This is a genomic window from Paenibacillus paridis, assembly GCF_006345825.1.
In the GTDB taxonomy this organism is placed as follows: Bacteria; Bacillota; Bacilli; order Paenibacillales; family Paenibacillaceae; genus Pristimantibacillus; species Pristimantibacillus paridis.
This window is the reverse complement of the sequence record NZ_VCIX01000066.1, coordinates 69,610-93,506: the sequence shown is the minus strand read 5'-3', so window position 1 is coordinate 93,506 and position 23,897 is coordinate 69,610. Positions and strand designations below refer to the sequence as shown.

At 49.6% G+C, this 23,897-nt stretch carries 19 protein-coding genes and 1 other annotated feature; all 19 genes read left to right on the top strand.

Annotated features, from left to right (window positions below; all coding sequences use genetic code 11):
- The first annotated feature begins 128 nt into the window (after positions 1 to 128).
- The gene (locus FJQ58_RS03255; protein ID WP_139990997.1) at positions 129 to 803 is read left to right on the top strand and encodes a DUF4309 domain-containing protein; all 675 of its coding nucleotides are present in this window, start codon (positions 129 to 131) and stop codon (positions 801 to 803) included.
- Positions 804 to 1,084: 281 nt separating this feature from the next.
- Positions 1,085 to 1,483: an adenosylmethionine decarboxylase gene (speD, locus tag FJQ58_RS03250; protein ID WP_054027216.1), complete on the top strand. Its 399-nt coding sequence runs from the start codon at positions 1,085 to 1,087 to the stop codon at positions 1,481 to 1,483.
- Positions 1,484 to 1,682: 199 nt separating this feature from the next.
- Complete coding sequence (hemA, locus tag FJQ58_RS03245) at positions 1,683 to 3,065, top strand: glutamyl-tRNA reductase (protein ID WP_139990996.1); 1,383 nt, start codon at positions 1,683 to 1,685, stop codon at positions 3,063 to 3,065.
- 22 nt (positions 3,066 to 3,087) lie between these two features.
- Positions 3,088 to 3,900 carry a cytochrome c biogenesis protein CcsA gene (ccsA, locus tag FJQ58_RS03240; protein ID WP_139990995.1) on the top strand — a complete coding sequence of 271 codons (813 nt, stop codon included), beginning with the start codon at positions 3,088 to 3,090 and terminating at the stop codon, positions 3,898 to 3,900.
- Positions 3,901 to 3,934: 34 nt separating this feature from the next.
- A complete protein-coding gene (locus FJQ58_RS03235) occupies positions 3,935 to 4,579 on the top strand; it encodes a precorrin-2 dehydrogenase/sirohydrochlorin ferrochelatase family protein (protein WP_139990994.1) in 645 nt (214 codons plus the stop codon).
- Positions 4,579 to 5,550 (top strand): hydroxymethylbilane synthase, encoded by a 972-nt coding sequence (gene hemC / locus FJQ58_RS03230; protein ID WP_139990993.1) that lies wholly within the window; start codon positions 4,579 to 4,581, stop codon positions 5,548 to 5,550. Before FJQ58_RS03235 ends, hemC begins: the two co-directional genes overlap by 1 nt.
- A 5-nt stretch (positions 5,551 to 5,555) precedes the next feature.
- Positions 5,556 to 7,109: a uroporphyrinogen-III C-methyltransferase gene (gene cobA, locus FJQ58_RS03225; protein ID WP_238403754.1), complete on the top strand. Its 1,554-nt coding sequence runs from the start codon at positions 5,556 to 5,558 to the stop codon at positions 7,107 to 7,109.
- A 16-nt stretch (positions 7,110 to 7,125) separates the two neighbouring features.
- Positions 7,126 to 8,124: a porphobilinogen synthase gene (hemB, locus tag FJQ58_RS03220; RefSeq protein ID WP_139990991.1), complete on the top strand. Its 999-nt coding sequence runs from the start codon at positions 7,126 to 7,128 to the stop codon at positions 8,122 to 8,124.
- Positions 8,125 to 8,128: 4 nt separating this feature from the next.
- Entirely contained in the window at positions 8,129 to 9,427 is a 1,299-nt protein-coding gene (hemL, locus tag FJQ58_RS03215; protein WP_139990990.1) for a glutamate-1-semialdehyde 2,1-aminomutase, read from the top strand.
- A gap of 43 nt (positions 9,428 to 9,470) precedes the next feature.
- Positions 9,471 to 10,472 carry an RluA family pseudouridine synthase gene (locus tag FJQ58_RS03210; protein ID WP_139990989.1) on the top strand — a complete coding sequence of 334 codons (1,002 nt, stop codon included), beginning with the start codon at positions 9,471 to 9,473 and terminating at the stop codon, positions 10,470 to 10,472.
- Positions 10,473 to 10,561: 89 nt separating this feature from the next.
- Positions 10,562 to 11,860 (top strand): LysM peptidoglycan-binding domain-containing protein, encoded by a 1,299-nt coding sequence (locus FJQ58_RS03205; RefSeq protein WP_162341273.1) that lies wholly within the window; start codon positions 10,562 to 10,564, stop codon positions 11,858 to 11,860.
- Between the two features lie 117 nt (positions 11,861 to 11,977).
- Positions 11,978 to 12,218: a binding site (T-box leader), on the top strand.
- Between the two features lie 57 nt (positions 12,219 to 12,275).
- Positions 12,276 to 14,918, top strand: coding sequence for a valine--tRNA ligase (locus FJQ58_RS03200; RefSeq protein WP_139990987.1), 2,643 nt, complete (start codon positions 12,276 to 12,278; stop codon positions 14,916 to 14,918).
- Between the two features lie 31 nt (positions 14,919 to 14,949).
- The gene (locus tag FJQ58_RS03195) at positions 14,950 to 16,335 is read left to right on the top strand and encodes a bifunctional folylpolyglutamate synthase/dihydrofolate synthase (protein WP_139991044.1); all 1,386 of its coding nucleotides are present in this window, start codon (positions 14,950 to 14,952) and stop codon (positions 16,333 to 16,335) included.
- Positions 16,336 to 16,342: 7 nt separating this feature from the next.
- A complete protein-coding gene (gene murC / locus FJQ58_RS03190) occupies positions 16,343 to 17,737 on the top strand; it encodes a UDP-N-acetylmuramate--L-alanine ligase (protein ID WP_139990986.1) in 1,395 nt (464 codons plus the stop codon).
- Positions 17,738 to 17,943: 206 nt separating this feature from the next.
- The gene (locus FJQ58_RS03185) at positions 17,944 to 18,477 is read left to right on the top strand and encodes an RDD family protein (protein WP_139990985.1); all 534 of its coding nucleotides are present in this window, start codon (positions 17,944 to 17,946) and stop codon (positions 18,475 to 18,477) included.
- Positions 18,478 to 18,501: 24 nt separating this feature from the next.
- Positions 18,502 to 19,131, top strand: a complete 630-nt coding sequence (locus FJQ58_RS03180; protein ID WP_139990984.1) for a hypothetical protein — start codon at positions 18,502 to 18,504, stop codon at positions 19,129 to 19,131.
- A 2,212-nt stretch (positions 19,132 to 21,343) separates the two neighbouring features.
- Positions 21,344 to 22,831 carry an SPOR domain-containing protein gene (locus FJQ58_RS03170; RefSeq protein WP_139990983.1) on the top strand — a complete coding sequence of 496 codons (1,488 nt, stop codon included), beginning with the start codon at positions 21,344 to 21,346 and terminating at the stop codon, positions 22,829 to 22,831.
- A 61-nt stretch (positions 22,832 to 22,892) separates the two neighbouring features.
- Complete coding sequence (locus FJQ58_RS03165) at positions 22,893 to 23,135, top strand: DUF4321 domain-containing protein (RefSeq protein ID WP_139990982.1); 243 nt, start codon at positions 22,893 to 22,895, stop codon at positions 23,133 to 23,135.
- A 54-nt stretch (positions 23,136 to 23,189) separates the two neighbouring features.
- Complete coding sequence (locus FJQ58_RS03160; protein ID WP_139991043.1) at positions 23,190 to 23,819, top strand: Maf family protein; 630 nt, start codon at positions 23,190 to 23,192, stop codon at positions 23,817 to 23,819.
- Positions 23,820 to 23,897 lie beyond the last annotated feature (78 nt).

Here is a 23,897-nt window from a genome sequence, read left to right as displayed (position 1 = left end):
TCTCTTTTTTTTTGCTAAAATTTATGAAGCGCTGGCCTGCAACTTTTTTTGTTTAAACTTAGTTAATAAAAGGGTAATAAAATAAAAAGACAGCACGGATACGAGTCACAAGAAGGAGATTGATCAGGATGGACCAGACTAAACGCTTTAAACAATTTGCGATAGGCATAACATTTGCGATTGCCCTATCCTTGACCGCATGCAGCAACAATGATGCCAATGCGGATACGACTGCCCCTCCGTCGTCGGAGGCGCCTACGCTGCAGCCAAGCGCGTCACCGAGTACAGAGCCGACTATAGCGCCCGAGCCGACGGACAAGCCAAGCAGCGCGCCAGAGAGCGGCAATGGGGGCGAAGAAGGCAGCGCTGAGGCAGGTCAATTGATTGGATCCATTTATAAGCTCGCGAAGGAAGGCAAGGTTTTGGGAAGCGAATACGCCGCCCATGATTCCATGTATGATGAGATTGAAAAAAGCTGGGGCAAGGCGGATACGAACGAGTCCGCAGGCAATGGCATTTATGCGACCTACGATAAAAAAGGAATCACTTTCGGCTATAACAAAGGAATGCGTGTTTTTGACGTCAGGTCCTATTCCGACAAGCTGAATGCGATCACGCTTAAGGATTTGGAAATTGCTCTTGGATCTGCGGATGAGAAAACCGTCAATGGCACCGATCGTATCTATACGTACAAAGTGAATAAGCAATTTGAGCTGAAATTCGTTATTTCGGAGTCAACACAGAAGGTTGATCATATTTCTGTATACAGTCCGGACGATGCCAAAAATAATATGGCAGGGTAAGCATGCCGACCGTTACGGGATAAGCTTGCACGTCATACATTGAAAACGGGGCTGAGATGCAGCAGCAGATTTATCTTTTTTGAAAAAAACTATTGCAATTATCTCGGATAGATGTTATTTTTATTCTCGTTGAAAACATTGTTGATGATAATAATAGGAACCAGGATTCACTCAGGACATAGTTATGTTGCGAGAGATTAATCCCTCGAGAAGTGAATGACGTAGGTCCTAGCGGATGAAATTTTTCAAACATTTTATTCCTAGGAAGGGGGAACCGGAAGATGGAATACTCAACTTTCGGAAGACACGTTGCTGTTGATACTTGGGGTGTAGATTTTGACTTATTGAACAGCGCTGAATTTTTGCAATCACATATGGTAGAGGCTGCCGAAGCATGCGGTGCTACTGTATTGTCCGTTCAAGCGAAACAATTTGATCCTCAAGGCGCAACTGTGCTCGTGCTGCTGTCGGAGAGTCACCTCTCGATTCATACGTATCCTGAGAGAGGCTTTGCCGCGCTGGACTGTTATACCTGCGGTGAAACTGTAGATCCTCAGCTTGCGATTGATTACATGCTTGCTGTACTGAAGCCAAAAGCGACTTATGCGAAGAAGCTTGTACGCGGTATGGGCGAACTGCAAGTGGAAGAGCCAAAAATGAAACAAACTGAGCTCGTCTAAGAGCTTTAAAACTTATCGATCATAGCGAAATAACCATGGATTTCATCCATGGTTATTTCTTTGCATGAAAAGGGAATAATGAGTCTGTACTTTTCAAATATTATTCATAAATGAACATTATCTGAATGTCGAACTATGCTATAATAATCGTTGACATCAATGGCTAATACGCACTAGAGAAGGAGGCAGGTGACCGCGCATGCACATTATCGCAGTAGGACTGAACTACCGAACGGCTCCCGTAGAAGTAAGAGAACAGTTTGCGTTCGCGGAAAGGGATTTGCCGGAGGCATTAACACAGCTCATTCAGACACAAAGCATAATGGAATGTGTCATAGTAGCGACCTGCAATCGTACCGAGCTTTACGCAGTAGTAGACAGGCACCATCTATGCGGGCATTACATTCGGAGCTTTATGGAAAAATGGTTCAAGCTGCCTAGACAGCATTTTACCAACCATTTATATATGTATGAGGATGAGAAAGCGATCGACCATTTGTTCCGCGTGACTAGCGGCCTTGATTCGATGGTCATCGGTGAAACGCAAATTTTGGGACAAGTCAAAAATGCATTCATGCTTGCACAGCAGCAGAAGACCACGGGTACCGTATTCAACATGCTGTTCAAGCAGGCGGTTACGATGGCCAAGCGTGCGCACTCGGAGACAACGATTGGTGAATCGGCTGTGTCCGTCAGCTATGCGGCGGTTGAGCTTGGCAAACGGATTTTTGGTCAATTCCATAAAAAGACAGTGATGGTTATCGGCGCCGGCGAAACAAGCGAGCTTACGGCCAAGCACTTGTACGCCAATGGTGCTGACCGAGTCGTCGTCGTCAACCGCACTTATGAGCGCGCAGCGAAGCTAGCAGATAAATTCAATGGCCTGGCCTGGTCAATGGAAGAGGCTGCGGAGAAGCTGCATGAAGCGGATATTATTATCAGCTCTACGGGCTCGGATGGCTATGTGCTCACGCGCCAACAGGTAGCATCTGCTATGCAGCGGCGCAAAGCGAAGCCGTTGTTCATGATCGACATTGCTGTTCCGCGCGATTTGGACCCATCGATTGCAGCGGTCGACAATGTGTTCCTGTATGATATCGATGATTTGGAGGGAATTGTGGAGAGCAATCTGGAGCACCGTCGCCAAGAGGCAGCTAAGATCGAAGCGATGATTACCGAAGAGATCGATCTCTTCGAGCAATGGTACAAGACGCTAGGCGTCGTGCCGCTGATCAGATCTCTACAAACCAAAGCAGCAGGCATTCATGAGGAAACGATGAACAGCCTGACCAACAAGCTGCCTGACCTTGGCGAGCACGAGCTTAAGGTCATTCGCAAGCTGACGAAGAGCATCGTCAACCAAATGATGCAGGACCCGATTTTGCGCATTAAAGAAATGGCTGGAGAGAAACGAGCGGACGAGGCAATGGATTTGTTCGTAAAGCTGTTTGCGCTGGAGGATGAGCTTGCCAAGACGCGTCAAGCCGAGCTTGAAGCGGCAACAGATACTGTCGCTGCAGCCAAAAAGAAAAACGTTCAAACCCATGCAGCCGCGGCGGTATTAGCATCTATTACAAGCTAGAGGGCCGCAATGTGGAGGAACTATGGTGACGCAAAACTTTTTATACGATGCGATACTTTACGTCTACGCCCTGAGCCTACTGTTTTATTTCTCTGACTTCATGAATGCAAGTCAGAGAGCGAAACGGATGGGTACAGGGCTGCTTATTTTTGTTTGGGTACTGCAGACTGGATATTTGGTTTCCCGAGTCATCTTGCATCTGCAAATGACCACGGTTACCCCTTTTGAATACTGGCTGGGGTTTTCCTGGCTGCTCGTCACCATATCGTTAGTCATCAGTCGATTTATAAAAATTGATTTTATTGTTTTTTTCGTCAATGTCATCGGCTTTGCGGTGTTGGCTTTGAATCTGTACAGCAATCCTGGCAAGGGCGAATCGCTTGAGCTTTGGAAAGCGACAAGAGAGCTATTATACATTCATATTAGTTTAATCTTATGTGCTTATGCGGCATTGACGCTAGGAGCGTTGTTTGCCGGGATGTATTTGTTTCTGCATAACCAGCTTAAGAGAAAACGGTGGACAAGCGTCGTGCGCAGATTGCCAAGCCTGGATACGATTGAGCGATATGGAGACCGGGCAGTCATTGTCGGGGTTCCGCTGCTTGCTATGTCCCTGGCGATCGCGGTGACCTCTTTACTCGTTGAGGGAAGGGCATCGCTGCTATTGGATTGGAAAGTGTTATCTTCCTTCGCTACCTTGGTCATGTACGTGATTTACGTCTATCAGAGAGCGATGCTGAGGCGGCCGGGATTACAGCTGGCCCGATTGTATATTTTTTCATTCGGACTGCTTCTCTTAAATTTGTTATCTAATTATTTCTCCTCATTCCATTGAGGAATGTCACGGATAAGCAGGGGGATCTGACAAAATGAATGGATTTTATCCAATCGTCCTGCAGCTAAAAGGGAAAAAAGTAGTCGTCTTCGGTGGCGGTGGCATTGCGCAGCGCAAGCTGTTGGGGCTTTTGGAGGCTGGAGCCGATGAGGTATGGGTGATTAGCCCGGCTTTTACGCCGGTTATTGAAAACCTGCTTGCTGAAGGGAAAGTTCACAGTCGTCGCGGTGAGTATACGATGGATGATCTCGGAGGTGCCTGGCTTGTTTTTGCAGCTACAAACAATAAGCAGGTAAACGAGGAAATAGCGGCGGATGCCAAAAAGCTTAGCCTCTGGGTAAATGTTGCTGACGAGGCCGGCAGCAGCTCATTCATTTCCCCTTCCGTTGTCCGGCGAGGGGATTTGTTGCTTGCCGTAACGGCCTCGGGAGCAAGCCCGGCGTTATCAATGCAAATTAAACAACAGCTTGCCGCGCAGTATGGAGCGGAGTACGAGGTGATGCTGGCGCGGCTGAGGCGGATGCGTGAGCTTGTGCGCAGCAGCATCACGGATGAGCGGAAGAGAACGACGATACTAAAGCTTGCGGCCGATGAAGCCGGTCAGCTCGGACATAACGATATTGATCTCGATGAATGGCTGCAAAGCCTTCTTCATCGTATCGACAGGGGGCTTACATAATGGAAGTATCAGATCAAGGAAAACGTGTGATTGTAGTTGGCACAAGGCAAAGCGCGCTTGCGTTGACGCAAAGCGGGCAAGTCATTGACGAGCTTAAACGAATTAGCGAAAAGCATGGTTTTGATTATACGTTTGAAGTGAAAAAAATTGTAACGAAAGGCGACCGTATTCTTGACGTCACCTTATCGAAGGTAGGCGGGAAGGGGTTATTCGTCAAGGAGATCGAGCAAGCGCTTGTAGACGGAGATATCGATTTGGCTATTCACAGCATGAAGGATATGCCCTATGAGCTTCCCGAGGGATTGATCAACGGAGCGATACCGAAGCGCATTGACCCGCGGGATTGCCTGATTATGAAGGAAGGCTCCTCACTCGATGATTTGCCGCTTGGGGCCAGAGTTGGGACAAGCAGCCTGCGTCGCTCTAGCCAGTTGAAAAATGCGCGCCCGGACCTGCAGCTGGAATCGATTCGCGGCAATATTGATTCGCGCATACGCAAATTGGAAACGGAAGGCTTTGACGCCATCGTGCTTGCTGCTGCAGGGCTTACCCGCATGGGCTGGCAAGACCGTATCTCCACGAATATTCCGGTCGATATTTGCTTGCCTGCTGTCGGACAAGGCGCGCTTGGCATTGAGTGCAGAGAAAATGATGAGCAAATTCGTGAGCTCCTGAATTTAATTAATCATCATGAAACAGAGTTGACGGTTCGGGCAGAGCGCAGCTTTCTTGGATCTTTAAATGGCGGCTGCCAGGTTCCGATTGGCGCATACTGCGTCCTTGCGGATGAAACCGAAGACAAGAAGGGGACTAGGCAGCTCGTCATGACGGGCATGGTCGGAACGCCTGATGGCGTAACTCTGCTGAAAGAAATTAAGCAGGGGACAGACCCCGAGCAGCTTGGACGGGATGTCGCTGCGGCGCTTGTCGCCCGCGGTGCAGATCGGATATTAGCTGAAATTGGGGGATGACAGGTTTGGACAAGGGGAAGGTTTATTTGGTTGGTGCCGGACCGGGAGATCCGAAGCTGATTACGGTACGAGGATTGGAATGCCTGAAAGCTTGTGATGTCGTTGTCTATGACCGCTTAGCCAGTCCAAGGCTGCTGCGTCATGTGAAGCCGGGAACGGAGAAAATTTACGTCGGGAAGCTGCCTGACCGTCATACGATGAAGCAGGAGGAGATCAATCAGCTTCTCGTCGATTTAGCGCTGGAAGGGAAAACGGTTACCCGCCTTAAGGGCGGGGATCCAACGATTTTTGGCCGTGTAGGCGAAGAGGCGGAGCTGCTCTATGACCACGGGATTGAGTTCGAGATTGTGCCCGGCATAACCTCCGCGATCGCAGTGCCTGCCTATGCGGGCATTCCGGTTACCCACCGCGACCTGGCCTCCTCATTATCGATTATTACAGGGCACGAGAGTCCGGACAAGCTGGACCGCTCCATTCATTGGGATAAAGTAACAAATGCAACAGGAACTCTTATTTTCCTTATGGGCGTTGCCAAAATCGGCTATATTGCCGGTCAGCTTATCAAGCATGGCAAGCCGCCTGAAACGCCGGTTGCCTTAATCCGCTGGGGGACGAGAGTGGAACAGCGGACGGTAGTCGGTACACTGGAGACGATTGAAGCGATCGTCAGAGAAGCGAATTTCCAGCCACCGGCTGTTATCGTCGTTGGCGAAGTTGTGCTGCAGCGTGAGAAGCTTCAGTGGTATGAACGCAAGCCATTGTTCGGTTTGCGGGTACTCGTTACTCGCGCTAGGGCGCAAGCGAGTGAGCTTGCAGATCATATTGAGCTGCTCGGCGGCGAGCCTTGTGAATTTCCTGTCATCGAAACGGTTGAACCGTCGGACCCTGCCGTTATCGAGGCTATGAGAGAGCAATTAGAGCAAGCAGAGCACTATAACTGGCTCATGTTTACCAGCGTAAACGGAGTGGACTATTTTTTTGGTTGGCTTCGCAAATTCCAAATCGATGTCAGGCGTTTTCACGGAGCCCGGCTGGCTGCCGTAGGTCCGAAGACAGCTGCTGCGCTAGCGCAGCGAGGCTTGTTGGCTGAAGTGCTGCCAGTGAAGTTCCATGCGGAGGGTTTGCTGGAGCAGCTCAGCTCACAGCTGCGTGCGGGTGAGCGCGTTTTGCTGCCTCGCGGTGATCTTGCGCGTGAGGTGCTGCCGCGTGAGCTTAGGGCGCTTGGACTGATCCCGACGGAAATCGATGTATATGAAACGGTTCTGGCAGACGTTCAGGATGAGCTGGCGCTGGAATGGATTCGCGAGAGAGAAATTCATATGATTACGTTCACGAGCTCGTCAACCGTAACGAATTTGCTGGAGCTGTTGAAGCGCAAAGGGATATCGGACCCTGTTGACATGCTTTCAAATATTCCGATTGCGAGCATCGGGCCGTTAACGACGCAGACCGCTATCGATGCAGGACTAAAAGTTGAAATTGAACCGGAGGATTCCACGTTAGAGGGGCTGCTTCAAGCCATTGTAGCCTATCGCCAAAACCATCGGCCACTACAGTAGGGAGGACGAAAAAACGATGATTTTTCCAACAGTGAGGCATCGCAGATTGCGCAGAACGTCTGCGCTTAGAAGCTTGGTAAGAGAAACGGTGCTAGGGGTAAATGATTTTATTTACCCGATCTTTGTAACGCATGGCCATAATATAAAAGAGGAAATCCCGTCCATGCCGGGCGTGTACCACTTTTCGCTCGATCTTCTCGAAGAAGAAATTCGCGAAGTTGTCGCTGCGGGCATTCAATCGGTGCTGCTCTTTGGCCTTCCGGAGCATAAGGATGCGCTTGGCACATCCGCTTATGCAGCAGATGGCATCGTTCAACAGTCGATTAGAGCGGTAAAGGAATGGGCGCCCGAGCTTGTGGTTATTGCGGATACGTGTTTATGCCAGTTCACGGATCATGGCCATTGCGGCATCGTTCATGTCCATGAGGAATCGGGCATTGCCGAAGTAGACAATGACTCGTCGCTGGATCTGCTTGTTCAAACCGCAGTATCGCAAGCGGAAGCAGGAGCGGACATCATAGCACCTTCGAACATGATGGACGGATTTGTACTGGCGATTCGACAAGGACTGGACGATGCCGGCTTCAGCGATATTGCCATCCTATCGTATTCCGTCAAATTCTCTTCTGCTTATTATGGCCCTTTCCGTGATGCTGCCCATTCCGCGCCACAGTTCGGGGATCGCAAAACTTATCAAATGGACCCCGCTAACGTACGGGAAGCGCTCCGTGAAGCCGAATCGGATATTGCAGAGGGCGCTGATATGCTGATGGTCAAGCCTGCGATGGCCTACCTCGATATTTTGCGTTTGCTTAAAGATAAATATAATTTGCCCGTTGCCGCCTATAACGTAAGCGCCGAGTATTCGATGGTAAAAGCCGCTGCAGCGAACGGCTGGATCAATGAGCGCGAAATCGTTCTGGAAACGTTGACGGGAATGAAGCGTGCCGGTGCGGATTTGATCATAACGTACCATGCGAAGGACGCGGCGCGCTGGTTAAAAGGGGAGGAATAAGCAGATGAGTGAATCGAACCTTAGAAATGATGCCCGTTCAGTAGAAGCGTTTGCAAGAGCCAAGAAAGTTATACCCGGTGGAGTGAATAGCCCGGTTAGAGCGTTCAAATCGGTCGGCTTAAACCCTGTATATATGGAACGCGGGGAAGGCAGCCGCATTTATGATATCGATGGCAACAGCTATCTTGACTATGTGGCGTCTTGGGGGCCGCTTATTATGGGACACGCTCATCCCGAGGTCGTCGAGGCGATTAAGCGTACGGCTGAGAAAGGCACCAGCTTTGGCGCCCCTACGGAGCTAGAGACGTTGATGGCTGAGCTTGTATGCGAGCGCGTGCCGTCTGTCGACATCGTTCGGATGGTGAATTCCGGCACGGAGGCGACGATGAGCGCCTTGCGACTGGCTCGCGGCTATACGAAGCGCAGTAAAATTTTAAAATTCGAAGGCTCCTATCATGGTCATGCTGACAGCCTGTTAATCAAAGCCGGTTCCGGCGTGGCGACGCTTGGCCTGCCTGACAGCCCAGGCGTGCCTGAGCACGTAGCATCGCATACGATAACTGTTCCTTATAATGATATCGAATCGGTTAAGCTTGCATTCGAAAAGTTCGGCGAAGAAATCGCTTGCGTAATCGTTGAGCCGGTAGCCGGCAATATGGGCGTTGTGCCGCCTTTGCCCGGATTCCTGCAAGGCTTGCGCGATATTACGACGCAATATGGAACGGTTCTTATATTTGACGAGGTTATGACAGGCTTTAGGGTCGGCTACAGCTGCGCGCAAGGGCTTTATGATATTAAGCCTGACCTAACCTGCTTCGGCAAAATCATCGGCGGAGGCTTGCCTGTCGGCGCTTACGGCGGCAAGCGCGAGCTAATGGAAATGATCGCTCCAAGCGGTCCAATCTATCAAGCGGGTACGCTTTCGGGTAATCCGCTTGCTATGGCTGCGGGCTACACCACGCTTAAGCTGCTGACACCTGAAGTGTATGAGCAGCTAGAGCGCCAAGCGGTCAAGCTGCAGCTCGGCTTTGAAGCGAATGCGCAGAAGCATGGCATTGCGAACACGATTAACCGTGTAGGCTCCATGGTATGCCCTTTCTTTACGGATACGTTCGTCATTAACTTCGAAACGGCAAAAACGTCGGATCTGGAACGGTTCAAAGCGTATTTTGCCTCCATGCTCGATTTGGGCGTAAGCATTGCCCCTTCGCAATTTGAAGGCATGTTTGTATCGGCAGCTCATACCGATGAGGATATTCAAGCGACGATTGAAGCGCATGATATCGCCTTTGGCCGGTTGTAATAGGGATCGGTATTGCAGCGTTTAGAATGGGGAGGAACACGATATGGACAAGAGGCTAGCACAGAGGAACGGACAGTGGCTGGAGCTGGATTGGATGGCTCTTGGCGCGGCAGCCTCGGAAGCCATTGATCCCCAATCGGACAAGGATCCGGCAGTAATGCCGGAGCATGCACAGCCCCGGGCTGGCAGTCATCCGCACCAAGTGCGGCAGTGGCTGCTGGCCCGTTCCTTGTTTCCGGCCAAGTGGATCAATCGGCTATTTTCAATCGGAGGCATCCGGTGGAACGGGGAACGACTGCAATTATTGGCGTATCCCCGCATCGAACCACAGAGTGATGCCGCTTACCGATTGGCACTAATGCCAGCGAAAGCTGCGGCTCCTCAAGTGCTGTATGAGGATGATTTTTGTATCGTTATCGATAAGCCTGCGGGTATGGCTGTGCACGGCTCGTCGCCGTCACAAGGCGGGACTTTGGACGAGGCTGTGGCAAGACATATGCTCAGGCAGGAAGATCCGTTGAATGTGCGTCATATCCATAGACTTGATGACGACACTTCGGGACCGGTTTTGTATGCCAAAAATGATCTGGCTCAGTGGAAGCTTGATGATGCGATGAGAGCGAAAATAATTGATAGACATTACATTGCGGTTGTTCATGGCAGACTCGTTAATCCAAAGGGGACGATTTCGGCTCCGATCGGGAAGGATCGCCATCATTCAGCAAAGCGCCGGGTCTCGGATAACGGTGATCACGCCGTAAGCCATTTTGAGGTTATTGCCGCCAGCCGGCAGTTGTCATTGCTTAGGGTCAAGCTGGAGACCGGACGAACGCATCAAATCAGGGTACATCTTAGCCATATTGGGCATCCGCTCGTTGGAGACGGCCTTTACGGGGGAGATGCCAGGATGCTAGCGCATCAAGCTCTGCATGGCGAAAAGCTGCTGTTTCCCCATCCATGGACTACGCAATTGACCGAAGCTTGCTCTCCTTGGCCGGAGTGGCTGGTTCAGCTTTCAGAAAACATGCCATCTCAGGCAAAATGATAGTCATGCTCTAGCCAAACCTACCATATAGATAAGTAGTGAATGTAATGTTAGACCAAGCATTCAGTATGAGAGGGGAGGATTTAGGCGTGTCGGATCAAACGAATGGTTTACGCTTTGACGTGTATGAACGCGTCCATCTGCCTGACGATGTAGCGGCAATTGACGAGCTGGAGGAAATTGAGCTTGTTCCCCGTATCCAGGTCATCGACCAGGGGGACCATGCGGTGCTAAGAGGACAGCTGCTGCTCAGCGGATTATACAGGAGTCAGAACGACCCCGAAAATTCACTGACGCTTGAGCACTGGATTCCCGTTGAAATTACGCTGCCGATGAACCGCATATCACGTCTGGATGATATTTCGATTGACATCGATAATTTTGACGTGGATTTATTGTCTGCCCGCACGTTAAACATCACAGGCGTACTTTCTTTAAGGGGGATTTCCGCTCAGCCTGTTCAGGAGCCGGAAGAAAGCTGGAGAGAAGAGCCCTTTACCGTCGTGCATCAAAGAGAAGCTTATGAGGAGCAATCCCCGGAGCCGCAGTACGGTCAATACGCCAGCTTCGAACAGCCCTACATACCGGCGGTAAACGATTTTGCTGCTCAACCGCATTTCCCTGACCAGCAGCAGTCGGATCTGTCGGATGAAGCGGAGGCCACGGTAAGGATATCTGCTGCTGGTTCCGATTCGGGGTGGTCTTCCTCTCAGATGTTCTCTTCGCCAATTCAGCGAAACGAAGAAGAAGAGGAGCGAGAGCAGCAGCAAGAGGAACGCGAAATTACGCTGGCTTCCCAACAAGAGAGCGATGATGGCTGGCTCTCCACGTCGTCTGTCATTGCCAATGCTTCTCCGGATTTTATAGCCGAAGAAGCGGCAATCGAGGATTATGAGCCGTCTCAGCAAACTATCGAACAGGAACGGACGGAGCCTGATACAACCGATGGTCCATTTGCAGCTCCTTCTGAACCTGTGATTGCGCTGAAGCCGGAGCCGGAGCAGCAGGAAATTCGAATAGCGGTTGCCGGCAAGCAGCCTCAAGAGGCTACAGGGGCTGCGCCTGATGTTGGCATCCTTACGTTGCTGCAGACGAGCAGGCGCGAGCAGGCTGCACGCGAGGCGGCCGAGCAGGTTGTTGCCCAGCAGCGCGCGGATGAGGAAGCTAAGGTGCAAGCTTCTGGGGATGAGATCGAGTGGAAAAACCTTTTCCTTGGCAAGCGTTCCGAAGATGAAGAATTCCGCAAGATTCGGATGTGCATCGTGCAGCGGGACGAGACGCTTGATGTCATCGCCACACGTTACAGCTTGAATCCAAGGGAAATTCTAATTTACAACCGCTTGGATGATTCCGGCGTATCGGAAGGACAGCTTTTGTACATTCCATAGGCCTACCAAGGATCAAAATGCCCTTATTGCTCAAAAAAATGAGCGATAGGGGCATTTGTTCGTGCTGCTTGGTTGACTCGGAAGTGGAACAAAGGTATGATTAAACATATATGCGTTATAACGACATTGAAGGGGAATAGTACGCAGCCAAGCCTTCAGAGAGTAGAACCGTTACGCTGAGAGGTTCTGCAGGAAGTGACTGCTACGAGTCGCCCCGGAGTTGCCTTTATCAAGTAGGAGCAGCTTATGCTCTACCTAATTCAGGCCGGCCGCAACCGTTATCTGTTTGAGTGTCATGCGAATAGCATTTGCATGGAACAAAGGTGGTACCACGGAAGCTAAACCTTTCGTCCTTTATGATAAGGGCGGTAGGTTTTTTTTGTTTTTGTAGATCGATTTATGGAGGATGGAACGAATGTCAGAAAATCAAACAACAACTGCAATGCCGACAACCTATGATCCGAAGGCAGCTGAGCAGAAATGGTACGATTACTGGATGCAGGGAAAATTTTTTGAGGCAGGCAAACGTCCGGATGCACAGACCTATACGATTGTCATCCCGCCTCCTAACGTTACCGGAATGCTGCATATCGGGCATGCGTTAGATTTTACCTTGCAGGATATATTGATCAGGACAAAGCGGATGCAGGGCTTTGACGCGCTTTGGCTGCCGGGTACAGACCATGCAGGCATTGCAACTCAGACCAGAGTAGAGCAGAAACTGCGCGAGCAAGGAATCTCTCGTTATGATCTTGGCCGGGAAGCTTTCCTGGAGAAGGTATGGGAGTGGAAGGACGAGTATGCGAACACGATTCGCGACCAATGGGCGAAGATGGGGCTATCTCTTGATTATTCGAGAGAACGGTTTACGCTCGATGATGGGCTGTCCAAAGCGGTACGTGAGGTGTTTGTTCGTCTTTACGACAAAGGGCTTATTTATCGCGGCAAAAAAATCATTAACTGGGACCCGGCAGCACGGACGGCGCTCTCGGATATCGAGGTTGAGCATAAGGAAATCAACGGCCATTTGTATCATTTAAAGTACCCGCTTAAAGATGGCTCGGGCTTCATTACGGTTGCAACGACGCGTCCGGAGACGATGCTTGGCGATACCGCAGTAGCTGTTCATCCTGAGGATGACCGCTATAAGCATATGATTGGACAAATGATCGTGCTTCCGGTTGTGGGACGCGAGATTCCAATTATTGCCGACGATTACGTTGACAAGGATTTTGGCTCAGGCGCTGTGAAAATAACGCCGGCGCATGATCCGAATGACTTTGAAATGGGCGAACGCCACAGTTTGCCACAAATCATCGTGATGGATGAGACCGGCACGATGAACGCTGAAGCTGGTCCGTATCAAGGCATGGATCGCTTCGACTGCCGCAAGCAGCTGGTACAGGATTTGCAGGAGCAGGGCGTATGCGTGGAAATCGAGGACCATGTCCATCAGGTTGGACACAGCGAGCGCAGCGGCGCGGTTGTTGAGCCCTATCTTTCAACGCAATGGTTCGTTGCCATGAAGCCTCTTGCCGAAGCGGCGATTGCTGCTCAGAAGGCGGGCAAAGGCGTGAACTTTGTGCCGGAGAGATTCGAGAAAATTTATTTGCACTGGATTGAGAATGTTCGCGACTGGTGTATTTCACGCCAGCTCTGGTGGGGGCACCGTATCCCGGCTTGGTATGATGAGGCAACGGGTGAGATGCATGTCTCACGCGAGGATATGGCTGGTGACCACCTAAGTCAGGACAATGACGTGCTGGATACTTGGTTCAGCTCTGCGCTTTGGCCGTTCTCTACGCTTGGCTGGCCGGATCAAACCGAGGATCTGAAACGTTTCTATCCAACGGATGTGCTCGTGACCGGTTACGATATTATTTATTTCTGGGTTGCTCGGATGATCTTTACGGCACTTGAGTTTACGGAGCAATCTCCGTTCAAGGACGTACTCATTCATGGCCTTGTTCGCGATTCCGAAGGCCAAAAGATGTCCAAGTCGAAAGGCAATGGCGTTGATCCGCTTGAAGTCATCGAGAAATACGGCGCAGATGCCATGCGTTATATGATTTCGACAAGCAGCACGCCAGGTCAAGACTTGCGTTTCCGCTGGGAGAAGGTGGAGCAGGCCCGCAACTTCGCGAACAAAATCTGGAACGCATCGCGCTTTGCGCTGATGAATCTGGAAGGCGTTAAGGCTGAGGATATCGATATTACGGTTAGTCTTGGCACCGCGGATCGTTGGATTCTGCACCGTTTGAACGAAACGGTTCGTGACGTGACCCGTTTGATTGAAAGCTATGAGTTCGGCGAGACCGGACGTATTTTATATAACTTCATTTGGGATGATCTATGCGATTGGTATATTGAATTCGCGAAGCTTAGCCTTTATGGCACGGATGAAGCAGCCAAAAAGGCAACGCAATCGGTTCTTGCTTATGTGCTTGACCGCACGCAGCGCCTGATTCATCCGTTCATGCCATACATCAGTGAAGAGATTTGGCAGCATTTGCCGCATACGGGCGTCACGATTACACTAGCGGAATGGCCGGTGTATGACAAGGCGCTTGAAGCGCCGGAAGCAGTGAAAGAGATGGAACTGCTGATGGAAATGATCCGTGCGGTTCGCAATATCCGTGCGGAAGTGAACGTTCCGATGAGCAAGAAGATCGAAATGCTGATCAAACCTTCGAGTGAAGCCGAGGCAGCAATTCTTTCTCGCAATGAAGAGTTTATCAAGCGTTTTTGCGGTACGTCTAAGCTGGAGACTGGCTTGCATGTCGGTGCGCCTGACAAAGCGATGACCGCCATTTTGACAGGAGCAGAGCTTTATCTGCCGCTTGCTGGCTTGATCGACATTGCGCAGGAAATTGCACGTCTGGAGAAAGAGCATCAGCATCTGAACACCGAGGTGGAGCGGGTTGAGAAGAAGCTTGGCAATGAAGGCTTCGTTGCGAAGGCACCGGCTAAGGTTATTGATGAGGAACGCGCCAAAATGAATGATTATGCAGATAAACGCGATAAGGTATTGGCTAGAATCGCCGAATTGCGCGGCTAACGCTGCAAACACGGAAGAAGGAACGATAAGAATGACGGACCATACGATAGAGCAGCGGCCATCCGTGCCGCTGCAATCCTACCGCGAAGCGGTAGACTGGATAACAGGGCTGATTCCGTTTGGCATTCGCCCAGGTCTGGAGAGAATCGAGAAGTTGATGGAGCTTCTTGACAATCCGCATCGAAGACTAAAATTTATTCATATCGCGGGAACGAACGGCAAAGGGTCGACCTGCGCTTATTTGACCAGCGTTCTCTTGAAAAGCGGATATGATGTCGGTACATTTACGTCACCGTATATTACGAAGTTTACGAACCGTTTCCAATATAACGGCATCGATATCGACGAAGAAACGCTGCTACGGCTTGCAAATGAGCTGAAGCCTCAGGTCGAAGCGATTGCAGAGACTGAGCTTGGTTCTCCGACTATGTTTGAGGTGTCCACGGCGCTTGCAGTGCTGTTCTATGCCAAGGTTACCTACCCTGACTATGTCGTTTGGGAAACAGGGCTTGGCGGCCGTTTGGACGTGACCAATATTGTGCAGCCGGTCGTTACGGTCATTACGAATATCGGTCACGATCATATGGATCGGCTAGGCGATACGATTGCAGCTGTGGCGAGCGAGAAAGCCGGCATTATCAAAGCGGGCATTCCTGTGATAAGTGCGGTTGAACAACCGGATGCGGTCGAGGTCATCAAGCGCACAGCAGCCGAGAAGAAGAGCACGCTCTATTTGCTGGGCGAACAGTTTCATATTGAGGCGCTGTCGGTTAAAGAGAATGAGCAGACGTTTCGCTTTCAAAACTTATTCCGCAGCATAGAGCCGCTGACGATCACGCTTAACGGCGCGCATCAGCGTACGAATGCAGCGGTTGCTGTTATGACGCTGGAGGTGCTTCGTCAATATAATGCGCTAGTCGTCGAGGATGATGCTTTGGCGGAGGGCTTATATGCCGCGGCATGGCCAGGACGTCTGGAAATGGTATCGCAGCAGCCTCGCATTCTGATTGATGGGGCACATAATCCCGAAGGCGCCGAAACGCTCGCGGAAGCATTAAAAAATACGTATAAGTATGATCGTTTACATCTTATGATGGGTATGCTGGAGAATAAGAATCATCAGGATGTTCTTAAGCATATACTACCAATAGTGGATACGCTTATTTTGACCGAGCCTGATTTTCGCATGAAGAAAGAAGCGCGTGCTTTAGCCGATTTGGTGCTAGAAATGAAGCAGCAGCATCCTGACCAGTATACGTTCGAACTGGTGGTTGAACAGAATTGGCAAACTGCATTACAAAAATTACAACAGTTAACCGGGGAAACAGACCTTGGGGTCGTAACAGGCACGCTTTATTTAATCGCTGACGTACGCTCCCGCATTTTGTATAACTCGGATTCTGAAAAAGGTTGGTGAACCGTCTTTGAATACGGCAGAACACGTTCATTTCATCGGAATCGGCGGTTACGGAATGAGTGCCATCGCCCGCGTTATGCTGGAGATGGGCTATAAGGTGACTGGGTCCGATGTCGCACGTCAAGAATTAACAGAGAAACTTGCTGCAAATGGTGCCAGCATCTATATCGGGCATCAGCCTGAGCATGTGAACGGTGCGGATTTGGTCGTTTATTCTACGGCACTCTCCAAGGATAACGTTGAACGGAAGGCAGCTGAGGAGCTTAACATTCCTGTTCTGCACCGCTCGCAAATGCTGGCGAGATTGATGAATGCAGGCAAGGGAGTCGCGGTAGCAGGCGCACATGGCAAGACGACAACGTCATCCATGATTGCTCTTGTTATGGAAGCATGCGATGCTGATCCGACCTATATTATCGGTGGCGAAATCGTTAATGTAGGTACAAATGCGAAAGCGGGCAAGGGAGAGTACGTTGTGGCTGAAGCGGATGAAAGTGATGGCTCGTTCCTCCACTATCACCCGACGATTGCGATTGTGACCAACATCGAACCGGATCATCTTGAAAATTATGACGGCGATTTCGGCAAGCTCAAGGCTGCTTATGTGCAGTTTTTGCAGCAGGTGAAATCGGACGGAAAAGCTATTGTATGCGCGGATGACGAGACGGTTAACGAATTGATACCGCTAGTGTATAAAGGCAATATCGACAAATCGCAATTAGTCACCTACGGAATTGAAGGCGAGGCTGATTATAAAGCTCAGGATATCGTGCTGGGGGACCGCAAAATATCCTTTACGATGTCGCATCACGGTGCGGAGCTCGGTCATGTGCAACTTTCGGTACCCGGACTTCACAACGTGTATAACGCGATGGCGACGATCATTACTTGCCTCGAAGCAGGCTTGTCATTTGAGAAGATTGCTGTCGCAATCCAATCTTTCAGAGGAGCGAAGCGCCGTTTCCAGGTGCTTGGTGAAGTGAACGATATTTTGGTTATCGACGATTATGCTCACCATCCGACCGAAATTCGAGCAACGATCAGCGCAGCCAAAGCAACGGGCAAACGCATTATCGCGGTATTTCAGCCACAGCGCTATACGCGGACCTTTTTCTTGTTCGAGCAATTCAGCCGGGCGTTTCCTGAGGCGGATCAGGTTATCATTACGGATATCTACTCGCCAGCAGGAGAGCTTCAGATCGAAGGCGTGAATTCTCACAAGCTTGTGGAGCTCATCAAGAGCAACAGCAATACGAATACCGAGTACTTGCCAACGAAAGAAGAGGTACTCGCCTACTTGACTGAACGGGTCGCGCCAGGCGATCTTGTCATCACGATGGGAGCAGGAGACATTTGGAAGGTAGCGGATTCGCTGGCCAAATCGTTGAAAGCAAACCAATAAACAGCTAGTGCCCGATCGTTTCTTAAATGAAACATCGGGCATTTTTTATTTAGCGGCTTGAGTGGGATTGAAAATGCAGTACATTAAGTCATATAGCATAAGGTTGATAAGTGTTAAACTGTTGATGGAAGATAATGGAAGGTTTGTGGGCTCGTCTTCACATGTGCCATATGGGGCACAAAGAATGCAGGGAGGATAACAAACGAATGAATGCTACATTTTTCCAACGGTTCAAAGCTTTTATGCTCGATTACCTTTTGATCTTTGCCTATTTAATTGCGCTTTTTATTTTGAATGTATTTTTGTTTCCGTCTTTGCAGCTTTTTTTTCAAGGTTCATTGGTTACCGCTCAGATTATGGGTTTTTTAATGGTGACCCTGCCCGTTTCGATTTATTTTATTATTAGTGATTCTATCTTAGGCGGCCAATCGTTTGGGAAGAAGAAAATGGGCATCAAAGTGATCAATGCCAAAGGGCAAACACTCTCAGTGCCGCAGGCGATCTATCGGACCATTTTGAAGTTTATGCCATGGGAATTGTCTCATTTTCTCGTGTACAGACTTGTGAAAATAGGTGACGGAGAGGTGCCCATCTATTATTACTTCATTGGAGGACTTATATATGCGCTCATGTTTGCCTACATTTTGACTCCATTTTTTACGAAAAGGAAACAAGCATTATACGATATGGCGGCCAAAACACAGGTGGTTAAAGTCAATGCTAAACCTTTTGTACGATAAAGCTGGGATAGGGTGGTGGAGTGCATGTCTAAAGGAATAGAACTGAATCGTTTGTTGGAATCAAGCAACGAGGAGCAATTGGGAGCGGAGTTGCAGAAAATGAATTCCTTGATTTCGAAGATGGACACACATGAGCAGCTAGGATTAGCTGGGGAGTTATCCAATATTGGATTGAGACGGTTATACTCTTTAATGAACGGAACGGTCATGGTTCAGGGTGCAAAGGAGCATCTTGCCTACGCTTATTTCGTAGATAGGATCAAACAGCAGGGACTGGATGATGAACTATTAGCGGAACTGCTTCAGGCTTATTCCGGGACGGAATTTTTAGCGATAGCAAGTATACTAATTGATGCTTTAAAATGTGATGTGATGACGGTGTCGCAGCTAGAGGCTGCGGAGAAAATCGTTATTGATCAGACGTTTATGAAAGAGGCAACCGCATTTAAATATAGGGTGGCTGCTAAAGCAGGCGTGCTCTTAAATAGAGAAGACATAAAGATATTGCTGAATCTGAGAGCTTATTCAACCTTGGCTTTTGTGTTAGACGAGAACGCGGTTGCCGAAGCCGCATTAGACTTATTTCATGATCCCATTGATGGCGAAAAGGACAAAAAAATGAAAAGAGCCTTATTCCAGAAAGCAAACCGTTGAGCAGGCATCTCCCACTCGCCCCCCGTCATTTGTCACTCATCCCCCCACAAGTCACCCGTCATCCGTCAGCCGTCATCCGTCACTAGTCACTCATCATCCATCACCGGTCCCCCGCACCCCGCACCCCGCACCCCGCACCCCGCACCCCGCACCCCGCACCCCGCACCCCGCACCCCGCACCCCGCACCCCGCACCCCGCACCCCTTAACATTACGGCAAGTAACTGAAGAATTTTATTTTAAAATTACTGGACGCTTCGCTCGACTGTGACTCTGCGAGGAATTAACAGGAAAAAATCCTGTTAATAGCCTTCGGTTGTGGGAAGGTATGCGATTAACAGGAATTTCTCCTTCTAAAACTACTCTGAGACGCTAATATGCGCCCATTTGAACGAATTAACAGGAGCATATCCTGTTAAATGAGAAAATGTGAGTAAATCTGACGAATTAGAGGGAGTAATTCCCGTTAAAATGATGAAAGGGGGGATGATGACTACTTTTGTTAGAAGGCTAATGCATCAAAATTAGAAAAATCACGAAAACGTTTCTCTAAGCAGTCATAAATGCTCAAAGAGAAGCGATTCATAATCGTGATAACAGAATTAGCCTATCAGATTAACTAGTAACGCTTATACTGCGGAAATCTTGAGCGTGTCCCGCAGGGACGTAAGCGTTCCATAATCTAACGTAGAACTAATGCTGCCGTGTAGCTTAAACGTTAGTCCAGTTGCAGGTGTCCAGAGGGTGCAACCCTTGGGGCCCTCCCTTGGAAGGGAGGGTTTGGGTGGGTTCGAATACCATTCAGATTAACTAGTAACGCTTATACTGCGCCAACCTTGAGCGTGTCCCGCAGGGACGTAAGCGTTCCATAATCTAACGTAGAACTGATGCTACCGTGTAGCTTAAACGTTAGTCCAGTTGCAGGTGTCCAGAGGGTGCAACCCTTGGGGCCCTCCCTTGGAAGGGAGGGTTTGGGTGGGTTCGAATGCCATTCAGATTAACTAGTAACGCTTATACTGCGCCAACCTTGAGCGTGTCCCGCAGGGACGTAAGCGTTCCATAATCTAACGTAGAACTGATGCTACCGTGTAGCTTAAACGTTAGTCCAGTTGCAGGTGTCCAGAGGGTGCAACCCTTGGGGCCCTCCCTTGGAAGGGAGGGTTTGGGTGGGTTCGAATACCATTCAGATTAACTAGTAACGCTTATACTGCGCCAACCTTGAGCGTGTCCCGCAGGGACGTAAGCGTTCCATAATCTAACGTAGAACTGATGCTACCGTGTAGCTTAAACGTTAGTCCAGTTGCAGGTGTCCAGAGGGTGCAACCCTTGGGGCCCTCCCTTGGAAGGGAGGGTTTGGGAGGGTTCGAAGGCCATTGAGATTAACTAGTAACGCTTATACTGCGCCAACCTTGAGCGTGTCCCGCAGGGACGTAAGCGTTCCATAATCTAACGTAGAACTAATGCTGCCGTGTAGCTTAAACGTTAGTCCAGTTGCAGGTGTCCAGAGGGTGCAACCCTTGGGGCCCTCCCTTGGAAGGGAGGGTTTGGGTGGGTTCGAATACCATTCAGATTAACTAGTAACGCTTATACTGCGCCAACCTTGAGCGTGTCCCGCAGGGACGTAAGCGTTCCATAATCTAACGTAGAACTGATGCTACCGTGTAGCTTAAGCGTTAGTCCAGTTGCAGGTGTACAGAGGGTGCAACCCTTGGGGCCCTCCCTTGGAAGGGAGGGTTTGGGAGGGTTCGAAGGCCTTTGAGATTAACTAGTAACGCTTATACTGCGGAAATCTTGAGCGTGTCCCGCAGGGACGTAAGCGTTTCATAATCAAACGTACGACTGATGCTACCTTGTAGCTTAAACGTTAGTCCAGTTGCGGGTGTCCAGAGGGTGCAACCCTTGGGGCCCTCCCTTGGAAGGGAGGGTTTGGGAGGGTTCGAAGGCCATTGAGATTAACTAGTAACGCTTATACTGCGCCAACCTTGAGCGTGTCCCGCAGGGACGTAAGCGTTCCATAATCTAACGTAGAACTAATGCTGCCGTGTAGCTTAAACGTTAGTCCAGTTGCAGGTGTCCAGAGGGTGCAACCCTTGGGGCCCTCCCTTGGAAGGGAAGGTTTGGGTGGGTTCGAATGCTACTTGTCCGCTCCCGGTCTAAATCTCTTAAATGTCTCATAGAATAATGCTAGATGAAAGGGACAAGGAGTGGATGATATGACGCAAAAAAATCGCATAACCTACCGTTTTGACCGGAATGGGCAGACCGTAAATAATGAAATCCAAAGCTTCGATGAGCTACAGGAGGCTTCCGAAGAAAAGACCAATTCCCCTAGCAGCACAGCGCATCATACCAAAAAATCAGCGAAAATAAATGTTATACCCTTATATCCGTCAACCGATCAGCACGCCATTAGCGAAGTAAGCCCTTGGAACAGCCCGTTTCAAGAGGACATCGTCGCTCTAGAGCAGCTTATCCGCAATACGGACAGCGTGCCGGCGAACGCGCCTATATCTGCAAATAAGCCTGCCCCTGCTCAGCCTGTAACTAGAAATACGATAAAGCAGGACAAACCCTTGCCACCAGCAATGCACGATTCATTTGCACAGGAGATTGCGCCGCCAAAAGAAAAGATAACCATCACTTCGCCCAAATTAAAAACAGTTCGTTCCGAGGCAAAGGAAGAAGCTGCGATACCAGGTGGAGATGACGTTCCCGTCCATGAAGAGCATCCCCCGGTGCAATCCTATGAAGAGGAGTTTTTATATGACGAGCCGAGAAGAGCCAAAGCCCAGTATTCGAGAATAAAGAAAGGCGGAGGAACGCCTTCGTGGTTTAACGTGTTTTTGTCCGTTACGGCCGCGCTTGCTACTGGAGCGTTATTCGGTTATTTACTCTTGTCTTTATTTACTGGGGCCAGCATTTGGCCTGGCGGTTCGGGTAAAAAACCGGATTCGCTTCCTGTAAACGGCGGTATAATTACAGGTAATACGGAAACTGGCAAAGCCACGGAACAAACCGGTACGGATGCGGCTAACCCGCCGGCAGCTAAGCCGGATACGAATGCAGCGATGGTTACTCTCAAGGGATTGGATCAAACGTATTTCATGCTCCAATTTGGCGTGTTCAGCAACACGGAAGGGCGGGATGCTGCGCTTGCCCAACTGGCCGAGAAGGGGCTTGCAGGCGCTGCCCTGACCAGTGCTGCTGATTATCGCGTATATGCGGGACTAGCGGACAATCAGAACAAAGCAAAAGCGATTCGCGCGCTGCTTCCTGATCTGGATCTTTATATTAAAGAAATTAAGATTGCAACGCCAACGCAGTTTCCTTTTAATGGAGAGCAAGCGGGGGCACAATCTTTCTTCGATCAAACCGCTTTGCTCGTCCAAATGTTGGATGAATTAACATTGGCTCAGCTCGAACAGCCCTCGTTATCAGCGCTGAGCGAAGCGGCTGCGTCCTCGTGGAAGATCGAACATCAAAAATGGACCGAAAATGCAGCAACCGTGCGAATAGGTATAGTTGATGCGGCGGGCAAGGCTTACCTGGATAAAATAAATCAAGCGGTTAATAAGGCTGCCAAGGCGATGACGGATTACAATATTAAACCGTCGCACGCCCATTTATGGTCTGCACAAATGGGAGTAATGGAAGCGATCCTGACACAAAAAGAATGGTTTGAGACCATCAGCGCATTGTAAACGAATAGCATCATGCGTATAATGGACGTAGGTGTCATTTCATGGCGAGAGGCGTTGAAAGATGAAGAAAAACGGCTGGATTCTTCTCATTTTTATCATATTTGGCTTATTAGCCGGCGCACTGGTTGCGCGATGGCTGGCTCCAGTTCAAGGCATCTCATTTTTGACGAAACCAATCGAAGCCTCGTGGTCTCCTGCCATAGATTTATATGTTCTAAGCTTCAATCTGTCAGTTCATCTTCAAGTCAGTTTATTTAGCTTGATTGGAGCAATTATCGCCATTTGGCTATACCGCAAAATGTAAAGCAGCGGGTATGGAGCAATGGAGGAAAGCAAGAAGGAGCGCAGCCTTTATTTTATGAGAGATAAACCATTACGCAACGAAGCGATAAGCCAGCTCGTGCTGGCCTCTTCGTCACCGCGCCGGAAAGAACTGGTCGCAATGCTGGACCTTTCTTTGCCGGTTTATATTTTGTCTACGGATACGGATGAAACTGTTGAAGCGGGCTGGATACCTTCAGAGGTTGTGGAGAAGCTCAGTCTGCGCAAAGCCAACGCGGCATTAAAAATGCTGCAACAAAAGCAGGAGCACGAGTCGTCTCTAATTATTGGAGCAGACACGATCGTCGTACTTGACGGCGAGGTGCTTGGCAAGCCTGTTGATGACATGGAAGCCATGAGTATGCTTGGACGTCTGCAAGGGCGCTCGCATGAGGTTTATACGGGAATTGCTTGCGTATTATCTTCAAATGGGGAAGCTTCGCTTGCGCATCGAATGACCAAAGTGAAAATGAAAGCACTCAGCAACGACCAAATCGCTAGATATGTTGCTACAGGCGAGCCCCACGACAAAGCAGGCGCGTATGGCATTCAAGGGCTAGGTTCCATTCTAGTGGATGAAATTGACGGCTGTTATTTCAATGTGGTCGGACTGCCGTTATCGCTGCTGTCGGACATGCTGGGTACTTACGATATTTCGGTTTTCTAATTGGGAGTTTGTTTGCAATAAATCGGATGATTTCTCAAAAATTAGGCAGGATAGGTATGAACCCAATTTTTTTGGAAA

Excerpts from the sequence above, each read along its gene's own strand:
- hemL (WP_139990990.1), top strand. The coding sequence starts at position 8,129 with ATGAGTGAATCGAACCTTAGAAATGATGCCCGTTCAGTAGAAGCGTTT.
- FJQ58_RS03235 (WP_139990994.1), top strand. The coding sequence starts at position 3,935 with ATGAATGGATTTTATCCAATCGTCCTGCAGCTAAAAGGGAAAAAAGTA.
- hemB (WP_139990991.1), top strand. The coding sequence starts at position 7,126 with ATGATTTTTCCAACAGTGAGGCATCGCAGATTGCGCAGAACGTCTGCG.
- FJQ58_RS03255 (WP_139990997.1), top strand. The coding sequence starts at position 129 with ATGGACCAGACTAAACGCTTTAAACAATTTGCGATAGGCATAACATTT.
- ccsA (WP_139990995.1), top strand. The coding sequence starts at position 3,088 with ATGGTGACGCAAAACTTTTTATACGATGCGATACTTTACGTCTACGCC.
- FJQ58_RS03160 (WP_139991043.1), top strand. The coding sequence starts at position 23,190 with ATGAGAGATAAACCATTACGCAACGAAGCGATAAGCCAGCTCGTGCTG.
- FJQ58_RS03170 (WP_139990983.1), top strand. The coding sequence starts at position 21,344 with ATGACGCAAAAAAATCGCATAACCTACCGTTTTGACCGGAATGGGCAG.
- FJQ58_RS03180 (WP_139990984.1), top strand. The coding sequence starts at position 18,502 with ATGTCTAAAGGAATAGAACTGAATCGTTTGTTGGAATCAAGCAACGAG.
- FJQ58_RS03195 (WP_139991044.1), top strand. The coding sequence starts at position 14,950 with ATGACGGACCATACGATAGAGCAGCGGCCATCCGTGCCGCTGCAATCC.
- hemA (WP_139990996.1), top strand. The coding sequence starts at position 1,683 with ATGCACATTATCGCAGTAGGACTGAACTACCGAACGGCTCCCGTAGAA.
- hemC (WP_139990993.1), top strand. The coding sequence starts at position 4,579 with ATGGAAGTATCAGATCAAGGAAAACGTGTGATTGTAGTTGGCACAAGG.
- FJQ58_RS03185 (WP_139990985.1), top strand. The coding sequence starts at position 17,944 with ATGAATGCTACATTTTTCCAACGGTTCAAAGCTTTTATGCTCGATTAC.
- FJQ58_RS03210 (WP_139990989.1), top strand. The coding sequence starts at position 9,471 with ATGGACAAGAGGCTAGCACAGAGGAACGGACAGTGGCTGGAGCTGGAT.
- FJQ58_RS03200 (WP_139990987.1), top strand. The coding sequence starts at position 12,276 with ATGTCAGAAAATCAAACAACAACTGCAATGCCGACAACCTATGATCCG.
- speD (WP_054027216.1), top strand. The coding sequence starts at position 1,085 with ATGGAATACTCAACTTTCGGAAGACACGTTGCTGTTGATACTTGGGGT.
- FJQ58_RS03165 (WP_139990982.1), top strand. The coding sequence starts at position 22,893 with ATGAAGAAAAACGGCTGGATTCTTCTCATTTTTATCATATTTGGCTTA.